Genomic DNA, 15,713 nt, shown 5'->3' with positions numbered 1-15,713 from the left:
CGGCTACCCTTTTTTGCTGCTCATAGATGAGCCGGATTGCGTGCTTTTCTGTAAATCCAACACGCCACAACCACGACCAGAATGAGTGGCGGAAATCGCACTATCAGAATCACCAGCAGCAACACTGCAAAGCAGCCCGCAAGGATGCCGACAAATACGATTACTGCCGCAATGGTTCGCAGTAGTTGCTTCATTTGAGCTTCCTCACAGAACACCAAGTTCTGCCATTGAATTGCAACCCTCACGCCCAACCACGATGTGGTCGAGCGTACGTACCCCCACAAGACTCAAGGCCTCCTTTAACTTTTGGGTAAGTACACGATCTGCCTCGCTGGGCTCGGGATCACCGGAAGGATGGTTGTGTACCAGGATCATCGCTGCAGCGTTGTATTGCAGCGCAATCTTCACCACCTCTCTTGGGTAAACGCTGGCACCATCCAGCGTGCCTCTGAACAGTTCGTGAAAGCCCAGCACCTTGTGTTTGCTGTCTAGCATGAGTAAGGCAAAGACCTCATGCTCGTATTTGGCGAGAAGTGTTTGCAGGTGGCTGAATACCTCTTGGGGTGAGGTCAGGGTACGCCCACGACGTAAACGCAGATTGGCCAGTTGCCTGGCCATCAGCAGAATGTCGTCTTCGGTTACAGGGGATTCAACTTCATACGCGCCAGCCGTTTCGCTGGCTTTGATTTTGTGTAATCTCATCTTCAGCTCCGTTGGCTGTTAGGCGGGGTTAGTGCTTGAGTGATTGATGCTGCGCTTCGATCTTCTCAGCCAAGCCGACCTTGTTGATGGTGACTAGGGTTGGTGTGGACGCAGGCGGTTCAGTGCTCTCAGCGGTAAAGAACTCTTCAATCAAAGCGCCTCTATCTTCTTCGCTGTCCTCGAATGCACCGTTGGCAAAGCCACGTCGCGCTGCATCATCCAGTGCGTTCTGATCGAAGCCGGTGTTTAGCCGCTGTTCATCGAGATTGTTGGCAGCCTGCAGCGCCTCAGCCATGTTCATGCCACCGCTTACAGTCAGGTCGACATAGAAAATCGGCGTACCATGGCTCTGGCGAGTCGACTTTCCGCGTAGGCGTAATTCCAGCGGCAGGCATGCCAGCCGATTGCCGGAAATTGCCTGGAAGTAATGCAGCCGAGCGGCCAGTGTGCGGATGCTGTTAAATCCAGTGGTGCGGAACACGAAGCTGCCGAGCGGATCATCATCACCGATCAGCACGTTCAGCCGACCGTAGGGTTTGCAAGCGCCACCTTTGGCCAGCGGGCAGGCATCCGGCGATGGGCAGGGCAACGACTGCATGCCGTCCTGGGTGACACGCTTGCAGGTCTCGCCATTGCCGACGCAAAGTGGCCTGCCAGACTGCCGGTCAAAGAGCGTGTAGTCAGCGCGGAAGTTCAGCTCAGGCTCGTTGAATAGCAGGCGCACCGGGATGCTGCGCAGTTTGTCCTGCTGACTTTTGCGCAGTTCCTCATTGAACGGGTGCAGTAGCCAACCGTCCCTCCCTTGTACCTGCGAAGTAATGGTGAACTGATCATCTTTCTCCGGCAGGCGTTTGCCGTTCTTCTCGATGACCTTGCCGATGGAAATTCTGCCCAATACGGGCGGGGTTATTGCCAAACCTTTGAGCATGGTGATTCTCCTGAAAATGGAAAAGGCCAGCCACGCAGAACGAACTGCATGGACTGGCCAAAGGGAGGGAGTGGTTGAAGTTGGTGAGAGTCAGCCGACCAGAAAGCGCCGCGCCCCGGTTTTTAGCAGCGGGTATTTGGCCTGCAGATGGGGCTTTTCCTTAAGCAGTTGCGGCACGTCGAGACCGATGCTGTTTTTGGCTTTGCGCCAGCTGATAAAGCCGTTGCTGAACTCAGCTCGGGTCGCTTCCCCCATGGCTTGCTGCAACAACTGCTTGAGCTGGGCTTCGCGCGTTTCCTTCTCGCTGATGTACTGGCGTACAGCTTTGAGCTCCAGGTAGGCCGCTGCCAAACCGGCGCGGACACTGAAATCGACGGTCTGGCCGTTGTCCTCTGGGTAGAGTGCGCGCAGTGCCATTTCAGCCGAGGCTGAGCCATCAGCAGGCGGTGGTGTGTCGGTCTCGACGTACTGCCAGAACTTGCGCTCCAGCTCGATCAGGCGAGCAATCATCTGCTCGTCCCGTTCGATACGGTGAATCTCCAGTGTTTGTCCACCCAGCAATACCGCCACATCCGCAGCTTGCTTGCCGGTGACTGCGAGCTGATGCATTACCTGCAGTTGCACATATTCGGGCACGCCTTCTTTCCAGAGGCGTGCGCCGTTTATGCCGGCGGTCTTGCATTCGAGAATCTGCACATCGTCAGCACCGATCACCTCGCGGTCGATGTTGGCCAGCATCCACGGCAGCTTAGGATCAGGGTGTTGCAGCACGGCGTTGATGCGCCGCACCTTGTTCTTGGTGCGCTTGCTGTAATGCCAGGCCACGACTGGTTCCAGCACATTGCCCCAGTACATCGGGCTTTCTTCATCGTGCGGATCTGCCTTCGGTAACGTGGTGTCACGCCCGGTTTTCTCCATCCACAGTTCCAACTGCGATTTGTAGGGATTTAGGCCCACCGCAGCACCAGCATCCGAACTGCCGATGCCCTGCTTACGTATCGCCAACCAATCTTCACGCGGTAGTTCCTTGGTACTGATCAAGCGCAGCGCCGGGCGCGGCTTGCTGGTGCTGCTCAACGGAGTAGCTGTCATAGCGTTCACCTTGCGAAAATAGAAACGCCCGATCAGCAATCAGGCTGATCGGGCGTTATGGGGTGGGTAAGTAAGCGGTCAGGCGACCAGTTGTAGAGCGGTATCCAGGGCACGTTGTTTGATCTGCGCGCCCTGGCCGAACCAGGCCGAGTCCATGCGGTACTCGTTGCTGCGGGCACGGCGCTCGTGATCGACAAACTCTGTCACGGAGTTGAGCAGGCCCCAGGCGGTGCCACGTGCCGAGTCCAGCTGACTGCCACGCCCACGCCCCTCGTACAGCTCCTGGACCTTGCGCAGCGCGCGCTCGTTGGGCAGCACCTCTGGCAGCGCGCCGGTTGGATTGGTTTCGCATAGCACGTTCATAAAGAAGCCCAGCGCCTCATGCCACTGCACCTTGCGTTCGGCTAGCGCGCGCATGCGGTACATAAAGTCGTCCCATTGCGAGACGGCGATGCCAAGCTGCTTCTTAACCATCGTTGAATCAAAGCGTGTGTTGTGCGGCACCTTGATAGCGTGGCTGGTGCCGTCCAGGGCAATGGTCAGGGTGTTGTTGCATACCACGCGCACCGTGGTCGGGGTTGCCGTGGTGGCCAACGTGCCGTCGCAGGACGTGGCCAGCAGCAAGTAGCCGTTCACCTGGTCGTTACCCTTGATCGCAGCACCCTGACCGGTACGCGCCAGCGCCCAGAACTTGCGACCGCCTTTCAGCACTCCAGCGGTTTCCAGCTCGTAGCCAGATACTTCGGTCAGATCACGGTAAAACTCTAAGACTTCCCGAGGCTGCACCGTGTGGTAACGGTTGGAGACCACCGACAGCGGTGCCTTAGTGTCCGAACGGAACAGCACCTTTTGCTCGGGAAACGAGTGGATAGCGCCCAGCGGGCCGATGCTGTCCGATTTGAAATGCACAGGGCTTTCCTGGATCTGCCAGTCCATGCCGGCTTCGCGTTGCCAGACTTCGATGGGTTGTTTTTGCGTGAGCTGATTGCCCAGGCCGTGCCACGGAGCAGCGCCAGCGTAGGCCATAGTTTCGACGAGATGAGCCATGGTTGAGATTCCTTTGGGTGCAAACCGGCATAAAGCGCCGCGCCCAGCGCAGCACCGTCCGGACGAAATGAATAGAAAGGTGTGGTGCCGCCAGGTCAGGCTGGAAGATTGAAGCGATGACCGCAGAGTAAGCAGAGGTTGTTGGCCAGGACGTGTCGGTCGAGCGTATCGCCCAGCCGCGCGCCGAGAGCACAACCACCAACCCCGCCGGCCAGGCCTCCGAGGATCGCACCTGATACATAACCGAGAGTGACGCCGAAAGGCCCTGCGAGAGTGCCAATCAGCGCACCGGCCTGACCGCCAGCCAGTGCTGCGCTGACGCCGCGCGCAACACCGCCTACGGTGCCGATGGCCGCGCCAACTTTCATGGCTGGATGGAATGAAGCGACTTTGGGTGAGTGACAGCGAGGGCACTGCAATGACATGGGGCGAACCTCTTTGGTGGTGATGTCATAGCAGTAATGTGTGGTTGAAATTATTTTGAATCGAAAACCTTAACAATCGAGGCCTTGTAATCGGGCTATGGTCAGTAATAATATCCATCATCGCTTGAGTGCGTGTGGTGCCTGAGCAACCACGGCTGAGCAGTTGCCTCCTCAGTTGATCAGCTCAAAGGGCCTTGCCCTCTCTCTCCAAATCCCTGCTGACCATGACCTGTTGCCTGAGGCAGCACGGTACTTTGTTGCCGTGGCTTTATTGGAGAGAGCTATGAATATGCCTGATTTGTTGCGTGCATCGCGTGACGTCTATGTCCTGACTGAGAAGCCGAACACCGAAGACGGGAGTTCTGAGCGCTTCTGGTCCATGCGAATCGAAGGCCTTCATCACGACCACATTCGTGGTGCTGTAGACGAGCTGCGCAGTCGTTGGTCGCGGCCCATTCCCAAGCAGATTGCGCGCTCCGTCAAATCGGTTGCGCTGCAGGACGCACTTGCCCGCACCCTCGGTGCGCAGTCCTATACCCACTGGCGCGAGGTCGAGCAGCAGAAGGTTGCCGACTTTCTGTGCGAGCACGGCATGTCGGTGCCGACTGATCTCATTAAGTGGTCGTATTCGCCAAGAATGGTTGGTGCTCTAGTGGCGCGGCAGGTTGCCGATCGGTTGTTCAACTCCGGTCTGGCACTGCCCAAGCGGATCTTTACCGGGGTGGGTTCTAGCCTGTTCGCCCCTCGCGCGTACGGTCGTCTGGATTTTGACCAAGTAGCTGGCCGCACATTTTGGACAGACCAGCAGCGATACGCATTTTGTGAGCAGCATGAGGACAAAATCCTCATGCGTGCAGAGTACATGCAGGATGGCTGCGGTTTCGACTACCTCGATATGACCGGCCGGATGTTGATGCTCAACGCGGTAAGTGAGTTCATCGGCTGCATGTACAACATGATGGGCAGCAATCTGATGGAGCCGGCAGTGGGTAAGCCGGTGATGCGCAGTTACAACATGTCCGAAGAAGATCTGGCGTTTGAGCTGCAGCTGTTCCAGCTGTTCCGTAAAGAAATTGAAGGCTCCGATGATGGCTGGGTGGACGTATTACCAGTTCCAGGAAATGCCAACCTTATATTTCTGAACGGTGCCAACGGCGCTTTTGACTGGGTTGTTCGTGATCAGCGCGACAAGGAGTTTTCCTCCAACCCGCTTTACCCGTTTTTTAACAAGGATGAAGTCCCTAAGGCTATGGACCGGAGCAAGCTGGACGGGCATATGTACTTTGCAACCGGCACTTGGGCGGAAAAGCTGGAGCACGATGCAGAATCGCGTCATTACGCCGAAGGTGGAACGGCAGCCAATTGGCCTGGTTATGCGAAGCTGATTCAGCGTGAGCTCATTGCCGGCAAGGGGTACCGAACGCCACGCCCTGATACTGGGGTCTCATCCGATGACTTCATCCCGCACCGGCTCGGTGAGAGCTGCTTGATGGTGTCTCCCCCCGTTTCGATCGCTGATTTTTTCGATTTCTGTGCTCGGTCGAACTGGGGGCAGGCCAGGCAAGAGAAGGCGCTCAAAACAAGCTCGAAGGAAATCGACGACTTGGGCACTATCAACATGGATTCCGCTGAGCTTCCGGTGAGCCTGACCTGGCTGGATGCTGTGGCCTATTGCCGTGACTATGAGAGGCGGACAGGGCTTCCTGTTCGACTGATGAGTATCGAAGAATGGCAGCAGATCGCCCCGCCGCCGATGGACTTTAGCCATGTGTCATCGGTGCGTAGCCTTGTCGTTAAAAAGGGAGAGATGCCAGACGATCCCATTTATGAACAGTTGGGCTGGGGCATTGTCGGTGGGGATGGTAGGCTGGGTGGCAATTCTTCGCATTGCCACCGGCCTGACGGCTCCATGCACTTCGGACCGAACTTGAAATGGGTCGACAACGACGAAGGAGTCCCATTCCTCTCGGTGCCGGGTTTCGGCGAGTGGCTTTCTGACTGCCAGCATGGAGCAGCGCCGATTGTCTCTGTAGCAACCGGCCAATCTATTGTTGGTGGCTCAATTGAGGGCAATCTCTGCCCGGTTCATATGACGATGAGCTACAAGGGCGTAAAAGTCGGGTTCCGGCTTTGCTACGTCGCTCATCTCGACGCCTAACCCTCTTTCACCAGGAGCTGAATCATGGTGTATCTCCGAAGTGGAGAGGGGGCTATGCGTCCTCACGTTTCCGAATTAGTTATCAACTGGCACATCACCGAGGTTTGTAACTACAAGTGCCGTTACTGCTATGCGAAATGGGATGGTGCCGGCAGGGAGTTGCTGCATGACTGGACTCGCGTCCGTAATTTGCTCGATGAACTGCAGGCATTCTTTCAACCGGAGAACGATGCCAATCCGCTCAGTCAACACATGACATGGTCCAGCATTCGTTTGAATCTGGCCGGTGGAGACCCGCTGCTGTATCAAGATGCTCTGCTTCGGGCACTGGAATATGCGAGAAGTAAGGGGATGGGTGCGTCCATTATCACCAATGGTAGCCGGCTCACTAACGATTTGATTGACCGACTCGCACCGCTGGTTTCCATGCTCGGACTGAGTCTGGACTCAGCGGATTCATCCAGGAACATTGGCATTGGCCGCGTCGACAGTCGTGGCTCTTTGCTGGAGGTGGACTCGCTCTCCGAAGTGCTGGTGCGCGCAAAGACGCAGAATTCGGCTCTACGATTGAAGGTTAATACAGTGGTCAATGCACTGAACCACCAAGAAGACATGACGCCGATCATGCATGCGCTTATGCCAGACCGATGGAAAGTTTTACGCATGCTGCAGGTAGTAACCAGTGATCTGGCAGTTTCGTCTGAGAATTTTCTTGCCTTCGTTGCGCGGCATGACGCTTTTCATGACGTGATGTGTGTTGAGGGTAATGATGACATGACGGAGTCGTACATTATGATCGACCCGCTGGGCCGCTTCTTTCAGAACACAACCGCTCAGAAGGGTTACCACTACAGCAATCCTATTGACGTGATTGGTGCGGAGCGTGCGTTCAGTGAATGGCGATTTTCGGCCGGCGCATATGCTGCGAGGTACCGGGACGCATTGGTCGTGGGGCGAGAATGAGAAGATACAGCTCATCCAAGGACATCAATCTGCTGATTAGGCGTCTTCTCGCTGAGGGTTGGTCATATCAGTCGGGACGCTCTCATGGCCGCATTCGCCCGCCCGAAGGACGAGGCTTTGTCAGCGTGCCTTGCACTCCAAGCGATTACCGCGCATTTGATAACTTCCTGCATGCTGTCAGGCGTCTGATAAGTAATATCCATTGCGTGCCAGATACTTAGCACTTGTTGGGTGTCCCTGGCCTGGAGCGGCACTGCTTGCTTCTGGTCAGGGATAAGCTTGTCAGCGAATCGAAACGACTTTTCTGTCCCGATTTTCCGTCATTGCTGACACTGACAGATTGCCGGTTGCAGCTTCCTGAATGTGCTCGCTCCACCAGGCCATCATGGGGCGTCTGCGCTCGATGTAATCCGCTCGGTTATAAGCGCTGCGCACTTCATCCTTGTCGACGTGGGCAAGTGCCACCTCGATTAATTCAGGATCCCATCCGTGTTCGTTGAGGATGGTGCTGGCCATTGAGCGCATGCCATGGCTGACCAGGCGACCTTCGAAGCCCATACGCTTTAACGCCATGTTGGCGGTCTGGCTGTTGCAGTGGGTTCGAGGATTGCGGTCTGCAGGAAACACGTACTCCCGATGCCCGCTGTAGGGTTTGATTGCATCCAAAAGCGCTAGTGCTTGTTCCGTGAGCGGCACGATATGAATGCGCCGTTTCTTCATGCGCTCTGCAGGAATCGTCCAGATACGCTTTTCGAAGTCGATATCGGCCCAGCGGGTGGTGGCTGCCTCTGCTGGCCGGGTCATCGTGTTTAGCTGCCATTCGATAAGGCAGCGCGTAGTTCTTTTTATGCTGGCATTGGCAATTGCCACCATGAGCTCTTTTAGCTCATCGGGAGCAAGCGCTGCCATATTCTTCTTTTTCGGTTTCTTGAAGACTGAGCGAATACCGCTGAGCGGGTTTGCGTGAATGAGTCCTGAGTTGACTCCGTAGGTCATGATCTCGTTGAGGCGCTGTGACAGTCGTTTAACGGTTTCAAGGCTGCCTTTGGTTTCCAAGGGTCTAAGCAAATCGATGACCTTAGGGGCATTGATGGCTGATATCGGTGTGGTACCCAGGTCCGGGAAGATGTGCAGCGTGAGAGAGCGCCAAATGTCTTCGGCATAGGCAGGGGTGACTGAATCCTTTTTGAGCTCAAACCACGCCGTCGTCACGTTTTCGAAAGTGTGTTCTATGGCTGCTTTTTTCGCTTGCCGCTCCGCATCGCGCTGCTCTTTCGGGTCCAGCCCCTGAGCGACGATCTCCCTCGCCTCAACGGTTCGCTTGCGTGCTTGAGCCAGGCTCACATCGGGGAAGGTGCCTAGTCCCATGTTGATCCGTTTTTTGGTTACGGGATGGATATAGTTGAAATTCCACAGCTTTGAGCCATTGATTCTCACTCGCATTTGAAGGCCGTTGCCATCAGTTAGCGTGTAGTCCTTTTCCTTAGGTTTGGCGGCTTTGACTTTCAGGTCTGAAAGGCGCGTGGCTTGGGCACCCATGGTGTATTCCAATGCTGTTTGTGTATTCCAAAAATTACCAGCTGGGAGCTTGGAATACCACTTGGAATACACGTTCGCATGGATGTCTATGGACGCTGACGGATCTTGATGGTGCTGAAAGCCCCGTATTTACTGGTTTTAAGGCACAAAAAAAGACGTCCGTGGACGTCTTTAGATGATGAAATGGTGGAGCCGGGGGGATTTGAACCCCCGTCCGCCAGTACTCCGCTGTCGGTACTACATGCGTAGCCGTGTCTATTAAGTTAACCCTCAGCGACCCGACGGGCAGGGTGCTTTGGGCGAGTTGTGTAAGTTTTAGCCGCTTCGTCCACAACGTACTGCACGGCGATTCTGTTCTATATGACAATCATTTCGGGTTTACAGACATCCCCTGATGATTGCTGGACCCGAAGGTACCAGGAGCATTGTCAGCTGCAATTAAGCAGCGAGAGCAACACCGTATTGGTCGTCATTGGCAACTATAAGTAGTTGCAACAGTGGATTTACGACTTCTGTTACCAAGTCGGCATGCACCTAGAGTTTCGCAACCGGCGTCGAATCCTAAACGGCCCCGAACTCATTGCCCGGTGAATCTGATCGGGCAACAAGCGTGCACAGTGTACGTCAATCTACCGACGAGGCCAACCCGCAGGTTAGCCCGTCACATGGATCAGTTGTTGGTGCCGGTGTTTTTACGTAGCTCAACGATGGTTTGCGAGGTTTCCGCAACGCAGTCGTCAATTTTGCCTTCGGACTTGAGCGATTGGGCTTTGCCCACGCTGGTCTCGGCGCGCTGGCTCAATTCTGGCTTCGCTGACAGCTGAGCTTTCATACCATTGATGGTTTGAATATTGGCATCGCACAGATCGGCAGGCTTGTCTGCGGCGAACGAAGTGGACGCCATCATCGAGGCAGTAACGAACAGACCTAACAGTACAGAACGCTTCATGTGTATCTCCTTGAACTGAGGGATCCAGGCTTCGCTGACCGCTGCGCGAGCCACCGAATGGAGGAAAAGCCCCGATTTGTCGGGGCCTGTTCTGTGGATTGCCGTCTCGCTCAAGAGTTCTATTTTTCTTCAGACGACTTTTGCCCACGTCACCCGATCCACCAGATAAACCAGCCCGTGGTAGTCGATTCCACCGTGCTGGGTCAGGCCGATTTCGCACGTGCGGCTGGTGGAAATCCCCTCGCTGCAGTGCTGCACGGCGTCCTTGAGCGTACGCAGTGAATGGCGGTTCAACTCCGGTGTGGTGAAGCCTTTATCGCCGGCGAATCCGCAGCAATGTATGCCTTCGGGAATCACCACGGTGTTGCTGCATTTGCGCGCCAGATCGATCAGCGCCTGGCTTTCGCCCAGGTGCTGAGTGCTACAGGTCACGTGCACGGCAATCGGTGCTTCCTGGGGGGTGAAGTCCAGACGATCCATCAGATGCGTACGGATGAAGCGCACCGGATCGTACAGATCCAGTCGCGTTTCGCCGATGTCCTGAACCAGACGCAACGTACACGGGCTGGTGTCGCAATAGATCGGATCGAGGCCGCCGCGACTGGCGTGGAGCAGGGCGCTGATCAGTTCCTGGCGTTTGTGCTCGGCCTGTTCGGCATAGCCTTTGGAGGCGAATGGCTGACCGCAGCAGAGGTTGTCCTGGTTGTCGGGAAAGACTACCTGGTAACCGGCTTTTTCCAGCAGGCCACGGGTTTTGTCGTACAGCGACATCTGTTCTTTGTCGCCCGCCGCCGGGCCCATGACCCGCGAGACGCAAGCCGCCAGGTAGACCACGCGCGGGCGCTCGTCCGAAACGCTCGGGCTGAAGCGAATGGCTTTTTCCGGTTGTGGCATGGCGTTGGTCCACAGCGGCACTTGGCCTTTGGACAAGCGCGTCAGCGTCGCCGACAACTTCGCCAGACGCGGCGCCCCGAGCATCATTCGCGCGCCGTTGGCGACGTGCAGAGTGAAGCGCGCGCCTTGCAGGGTCTTGGCGAAATTTCCTTCGATCCAGTCGGCGGTTTTCTGGTGCGTGGCGTGTCGGCCACGAAGCTTTTTCACCAGTTCGCCGGTGTTGATGCCTACAGGGCAGCGTTGTGCACAGAGCCCGGTCGCGGCGCAGGTGTCGATGCCTTGGTAGTCGAAGGCTTTTTCCAGTTCGCTGGTGTCGACGCCCGCGCGTTTTTTTGCCTGGATATCACGCCAGATCACGATGCGCTGGCGCGGGCTCAGGGTCAGGCCTTTGGATGGGCAGACCGGCTCGCAGAAACCGCACTCGATGCACTTATCCACAATCTCGTCCGCCGCCGGCAGTGGCTTCAGGTGCTTGAGATGGATCTGCGGATCTTCGCTAAGCACCACGTCCGGATTGAGAATACCGTTAGGGTCGAGCAGGCGTTTGAGCTGCCACATCAGTTGGTAGGCGTCGCTGCCCCATTCCAGTTCCACGAACGGCGCCATGTTGCGGCCGGTGCCGTGTTCGGCCTTCAGCGAGCCGCCGAATTCCACTGCAACCAGTTGCGCGACGTCGTCCATGAACGCTTGGTAGCGTGCGATTTCTTCCGGGCTGTTGAAGCCTTGGGTGAAGACGAAGTGCAGATTGCCTTCCAGTGCGTGTCCGAAAAGGATCGCTTCGTCGTAGGCATGTTTGTCGAATAGCTCAATCAGGCGATTGACGCCGATCGCCAGTTGTTCGACCGGGAAGGTCACGTCTTCGATGATCACTGTGGTGCCGGTTTTGCGCACGGCGCCGACGGCAGGGAAGGTGTCCTTGCGAATGGCCCAGAGTCGGGCGTTTTCCACTGGGTCTTCGGTGAAATCGACCTGCTTCTCTACGGGAAAATCGCGCAGCGACGCCATGATTTGCGCCAGTTGTTCCTGCAGTAATGTCGACGAGGCGGCGCGGGATTCGATGAGCAGCGCGCAGGCATTTTCCGACAGCAGCTGTACGAAAGCCGGCATGCCTTTTTTGTCCTGCACCGAGCGCAGACTGCGTCGGTCGAGCAGTTCCACTGCGGATACCGGTTGGCTTTTCAGCACGGTGACGGCGTTGCAGCAAGTTTCGACATCGGGGAACACAATCAGCGCCGAGGCCTTGTTCGGGTGATCGATGACGGTGTCGTAGGTCACCGCGCTGATAAAGCCGAGGGTGCCCTCGGAGCCGACCAGCAGGTGGCTCAAGATATCCACAGGCTCGTCGAAATCCACCAAGGCATTCAGCGACAGGCCGGTGGTATTTTTCAGACGGTATTTGTGGCGAATTCTCGCGGCCAGTTCGGCATTGGCGCGGGTCTCGCGGCCCAATGTCGCCAGTCGTTCGAGCAGTTCGCCGTGGCTTGAACGAAATGCCGCGACGCTGGCAGTGTCCTCGGTGTCGAGACGCGTGCCGTCGGCCAGCACCAGACGAATCCCGGCCAGGGTGTGATAGGTATTTTGCGCGGTGCCACAGCACATCCCGCTGGCGTTGTTGGCGACGATACCGCCGATCTTGCAGGCATTGATCGACGCCGGGTCCGGGCCAATCTTGCGCCCGAACGGTGCCAGCCAGGCGTTGGCCTGCGCGCCGATCACGCCCGGTTGCAGGCGGATCTGCGTGCCCTGGCCGCGAATCTCGCGGGCGTTCCAGTTATCCCCAAGCACGATCAGCACGGAATCGCTGATCGCCTGCCCGGACAGGCTGGTGCCGGCGGCGCGGAAGGTCACCGGCACCTTGTCGCGCTGGGCCAGTTGCAGCAGCGCCACCACTTCGTCCTCGGATTCGACGCGGATTACCAGTTTCGGGATCAGTCGATAGAAACTGGCGTCGGTGCCAAAGGCCAGGGTCGACAGCGGATCATCGAAGCGCCGCTCTGGCGGTATCAGTTGCTCGGCATCACGCAGGAAAGCGGCAGGAAGACTCATTGATCCTCCAGAATCAGCACGACCAGATCTTTCGGGCCATGGGCGCCATAGGCGAGGACCTGTTCAATATCGGCGGTTTTCGACGGGCCGGAGACCAGCAGCGCGTTGGTCGGCATGCCTTGCGCCCATTCGAACTCCTGTTGCACTTGATAGAAGTTGTCGCGGATTTCGCTGGCCTTGAGCAGGGCGAAATGCACCGGCGGCACCAGGCTCATCAAGCGTGGCTCTTCACGGGTTGGCCAGATGATCAGGCTGCCGGTCGCAGCAATGGCGCCGAGGGTGCCGGTGAGGCTGGCCGGGGTGTCGTTGAACAGCTCGGCTTTCCATTCTTCCATCGGCCGGTCGTAGGATTTCAGTGCTGGCAGCTCGGGATTATTCGCCCAGTGATGTGTGATGCGTTGCCCGTGGGGTGTTGTCGGTGCGATCAGCAGGCTCGGCAATTGGCGGTCGCGCAGCAGTTGCGCCAGTAATGCCGGCCACTCGGCTCCCGAGGTCAGGTGGATTTCGGTGTGCACCGCTTCCATCAGTTTGCGCAGTTGCGGGATGCGTTGCTCGGAGCTGTAGGTGTAGGGCTGGGTGACCAGATCGACGTCGAAGGTGTCGGCGATCGGCGTGGTGCCGGTCAGACTTTTCCGCAGCTTGCCGAGGATATTTTGCTTGGCGCTCATCGACGCTCTCCCTGTTTGCCCAGATGCTCGCGGGCCATGTCATGCAACGAACGCGCGGCGGGTTTTGGTGCGCTGTGATTTTGCGTCCACGGGCCGACGTTGCTCGGTGTCAGCCCGCGCAGACGCGTGGCGAAAAAAGCAAAGATTCGGTACAGAGTTGGCGAGCTGTTGAGCCTGGCCCAGGCGTTCCAGATAAAACGCTCCTTGCGTGAATATTTGCTGCCCTGACCGCGCATCACCTGATTCGGCGCGTCCGGGGCTTTGACGTTTTCTTCGCGCAGACGGCGCAGGATCGCCGGGATCGGAATTTTCACCGGGCAGACTTCACCACAGGCGCCGCACAATGAGGACGCGCTCGGGTGGTCCGGAACCTTGGCCAGGCCGACCATGTGCGGGGTGATGATTTTGCCGATCGGCCCGGGGTAGACCTCGCCATAGGTGTGGCCGCCGACGCGGGTGTACACCGGGCAATGATTCATGCAGGCGCCGCAGCGGATGCAGTTCAGGGTCTGGCGCAATTCACTGTCGGCGAAGGCCTGGCTGCGACCGTTGTCGAGCAGCACCAGATGCACTTCCTGCGGGCCGTCGAGCTCGTGTTCCTTGCGCGGGCCGGAGATCATGTTGACGTAGGTGGTGATCGGAATGCCCAGCGCCGAGCGCGTCAGCAGTGACAGCAGCGGCACCACGTCGCGCAGGTTTTCCACGACTTTTTCGATGCCGGTCACAGCGATGTGCACCGGCGGCACGGTGGTGGTCATGCGCCCGTTGCCTTCGTTTTCCACCAGCAGCAGGGTGCCGGTTTCGGCCACGGCGAAGTTGACGCCGGAGACGCCGATGTCGGCTTCGAAGAATTTCTGCCGCAGGACCCTGCGACCGATCTGAATGAGTTGGTCAACGTCCTTGGTGTATTCCACGCCAAGTTTGTCGTGGAACAAGGACGCGACCTGACCGGCATTCTTGTGGATCGCCGGCATAATGATGTGTGAAGGCTTCTCGTGGTCGAGCTGGACGATGTACTCCCCCATGTCGGACTCCAGACATTCAATGTCCCGAGCCTCGAGGAAATGGTTCATCTCCATCTCTTCGCTGACCATCGATTTGCCCTTGATCACTTGCCGCGCCTCGTGAGCGCGGATGATCGACAGGACGATGCCATTGGCCTCGTCCACCGTTTCCGCCCAGTGCACTGTCACACCGTTGCGGGTCAGGTTCTGTTCCAGTTGCTCGAGCAGGTCGGGCAACTTGGACAGCGCGCGGGCCTTGATCGAATTGCCCAGTGCGCGCAAGTGTTCTCTTTCGTGGGCATCGCTGAAAGCCGCTGCCCGCTTGGTCATCAGTGAATCCATGGCAGTGCGGAAGTTGTGCCGCAGCTGCTGATCACCCAAAGCGTTGTGCGCCCGGGTGCGAAAATCTTCTTCTACGGCGACCGTAGGAATAATCGTCGAGGTGCTCATTGCGCACCTCCGGTTCGCTGCCAGAGGAAGGTCGCCAGATGTTGCCCGCGTAACGCTTCCTGCTGTTTCTCCAGTGCGCCGTTGATGTTCATCAGACAGCCGCAGTCGGCACTTAGTACCTTGTGTGCGCCGGAGTCCTTCAGCGCGCGGGTCTTGTCAGCCACCATCGCGCCGGAAATGTCTGGCATACGGACGCTGAATGTCCCACCAAAGCCACAGCATTCGCTTTCGTGGTCGTGATTGACCCGTTCCACATTGCTCAACTGCGCCAACAACTCGCGGCCGTGCAGGTGGGTGTTCATTTCGCGGCGTGCCGAACACGACGTGTGCAGCGCGACTTTCACCGGCTCGCCGCTGTCCTTGAGCTGCACCTTGCAGACAAACAGCAGAAACTCTGCCAGTTCATAGGTGCGAGCCGCAAGGGCCTGCACCTGTTTCAACGTCTCCGGCTCGTCCTTGAACAAGTCGGCGTAATGCTCGCGCAGCATGCCGGCGCAGGAACCCGAGGGCACCACCACCGGATAATCCCCGGCAAACAGCGCCAGTTGCGAGCGTGCTACGGTCCGCGCCTGCTCGGTGTAACCCGAGGTGTAGGCCGGTTGGCCGCAGCAACTCTGCCCTTGCGGATACTCGATCTGGATGCCTTCGCGCTCCAGCAGATGGATCGCGTCCATCCCGGCTTCGGGGTAGAACAGGTCGACCACACACGTGCCGAACAGGTAGACCCGCGACGGTTTTTCGCTGGGGTATTGCCGAGGTTCGGGCAGTGGCGGTGCCACGCGGGTCGCGTTCGGCACAGCGTTGTAGAAAAGCTCGCTCATCAGGCGTGTCTCCGGGTGGGCCCGGTT

The 15,713-nt window shown here is 57.6% G+C and carries 14 protein-coding genes and 1 other RNA gene; 2 read left to right on the top strand and 13 right to left on the bottom strand.

Annotation, left to right across the window (positions count from 1 at the left end; translation table 11 throughout):
• Positions 1-20: 20 nt before the first annotated feature.
• The 6 genes from QRN33_RS12895 to QRN33_RS12870 all read right to left on the bottom strand — a co-directional run bounded on the left by QRN33_RS12895 (position 21) and on the right by QRN33_RS12870 (position 4,194).
• Entirely contained in the window at positions 21-194 is a 174-nt protein-coding gene (locus QRN33_RS12895; RefSeq protein WP_285408875.1) for a hypothetical protein, read from the bottom strand.
• Positions 195-204: 10 nt separating this feature from the next.
• Positions 205-702, bottom strand: a complete 498-nt coding sequence (radC, locus tag QRN33_RS12890) for a RadC family protein (protein WP_285408873.1) — start codon at positions 700-702, stop codon at positions 205-207.
• 28 nt (positions 703-730) lie between these two features.
• Complete coding sequence (locus QRN33_RS12885; protein WP_285408871.1) at positions 731-1,630, bottom strand: recombination directionality factor; 900 nt, start codon at positions 1,628-1,630, stop codon at positions 731-733.
• Positions 1,631-1,720: 90 nt separating this feature from the next.
• Entirely contained in the window at positions 1,721-2,722 is a 1,002-nt protein-coding gene (locus tag QRN33_RS12880; protein ID WP_285408923.1) for a YqaJ viral recombinase family nuclease, read from the bottom strand.
• Between the two features lie 78 nt (positions 2,723-2,800).
• Complete coding sequence (locus QRN33_RS12875; protein ID WP_285408869.1) at positions 2,801-3,769, bottom strand: DUF932 domain-containing protein; 969 nt, start codon at positions 3,767-3,769, stop codon at positions 2,801-2,803.
• Positions 3,770-3,864: 95 nt separating this feature from the next.
• On the bottom strand, positions 3,865-4,194 hold the full coding sequence (locus QRN33_RS12870) for a hypothetical protein (protein WP_285408867.1): 330 nt from the start codon (positions 4,192-4,194) through the stop codon (positions 3,865-3,867).
• 283 nt (positions 4,195-4,477) lie between these two features.
• Between QRN33_RS12870 and QRN33_RS12865 the strand changes: the two genes are divergently transcribed.
• Positions 4,478-6,352, top strand: a complete 1,875-nt coding sequence (locus tag QRN33_RS12865) for a formylglycine-generating enzyme family protein (RefSeq protein WP_285408865.1) — start codon at positions 4,478-4,480, stop codon at positions 6,350-6,352.
• A 54-nt stretch (positions 6,353-6,406) separates the two neighbouring features.
• Entirely contained in the window at positions 6,407-7,315 is a 909-nt protein-coding gene (locus tag QRN33_RS12860; protein ID WP_285408863.1) for a viperin family antiviral radical SAM protein, read from the top strand.
• Positions 7,316-7,597: 282 nt separating this feature from the next.
• On the opposite strand, the gene QRN33_RS12855 is transcribed toward QRN33_RS12860, so the two are convergent.
• The 7 genes from QRN33_RS12855 to QRN33_RS12825 all read right to left on the bottom strand — a co-directional run bounded on the left by QRN33_RS12855 (position 7,598) and on the right by QRN33_RS12825 (position 15,686).
• Positions 7,598-8,854 (bottom strand): integrase domain-containing protein, encoded by a 1,257-nt coding sequence (locus QRN33_RS12855; RefSeq protein WP_285408860.1) that lies wholly within the window; start codon positions 8,852-8,854, stop codon positions 7,598-7,600.
• Positions 8,855-9,038: 184 nt separating this feature from the next.
• Positions 9,039-9,427, bottom strand: a transfer-messenger RNA (tmRNA) gene (gene ssrA, locus QRN33_RS12850).
• Between the two features lie 97 nt (positions 9,428-9,524).
• Positions 9,525-9,803, bottom strand: coding sequence for a PA2433 domain-containing protein (locus QRN33_RS12845; protein ID WP_252881298.1), 279 nt, complete (start codon positions 9,801-9,803; stop codon positions 9,525-9,527).
• A 129-nt stretch (positions 9,804-9,932) separates the two neighbouring features.
• Positions 9,933-12,743 carry an FAD-binding and (Fe-S)-binding domain-containing protein gene (locus QRN33_RS12840; protein WP_285408857.1) on the bottom strand — a complete coding sequence of 937 codons (2,811 nt, stop codon included), beginning with the start codon at positions 12,741-12,743 and terminating at the stop codon, positions 9,933-9,935.
• Positions 12,740-13,411 (bottom strand): LutC/YkgG family protein, encoded by a 672-nt coding sequence (locus QRN33_RS12835; RefSeq protein ID WP_285408855.1) that lies wholly within the window; start codon positions 13,409-13,411, stop codon positions 12,740-12,742. Before QRN33_RS12835 ends, QRN33_RS12840 begins: the two co-directional genes overlap by 4 nt.
• Complete coding sequence (locus QRN33_RS12830) at positions 13,408-14,865, bottom strand: LutB/LldF family L-lactate oxidation iron-sulfur protein (protein ID WP_285408853.1); 1,458 nt, start codon at positions 14,863-14,865, stop codon at positions 13,408-13,410. The genes QRN33_RS12835 and QRN33_RS12830 overlap by 4 nt, the downstream gene beginning before the upstream one ends.
• On the bottom strand, positions 14,862-15,686 hold the full coding sequence (locus tag QRN33_RS12825) for a (Fe-S)-binding protein (protein WP_285408851.1): 825 nt from the start codon (positions 15,684-15,686) through the stop codon (positions 14,862-14,864). The genes QRN33_RS12830 and QRN33_RS12825 overlap by 4 nt, the downstream gene beginning before the upstream one ends.
• Between the last annotated feature and the right edge of the window lie 27 nt (positions 15,687-15,713).

The sequence above is a fragment of the Pseudomonas sp. FR229a genome (assembly GCF_030209115.1).
Classification (GTDB): Bacteria; Pseudomonadota; Gammaproteobacteria; order Pseudomonadales; family Pseudomonadaceae; genus Aquipseudomonas; species Aquipseudomonas moraviensis_A.
The sequence above is the reverse complement of the archived record's forward strand: the minus strand, read 5'-3'. Positions and strand labels throughout refer to the sequence as shown.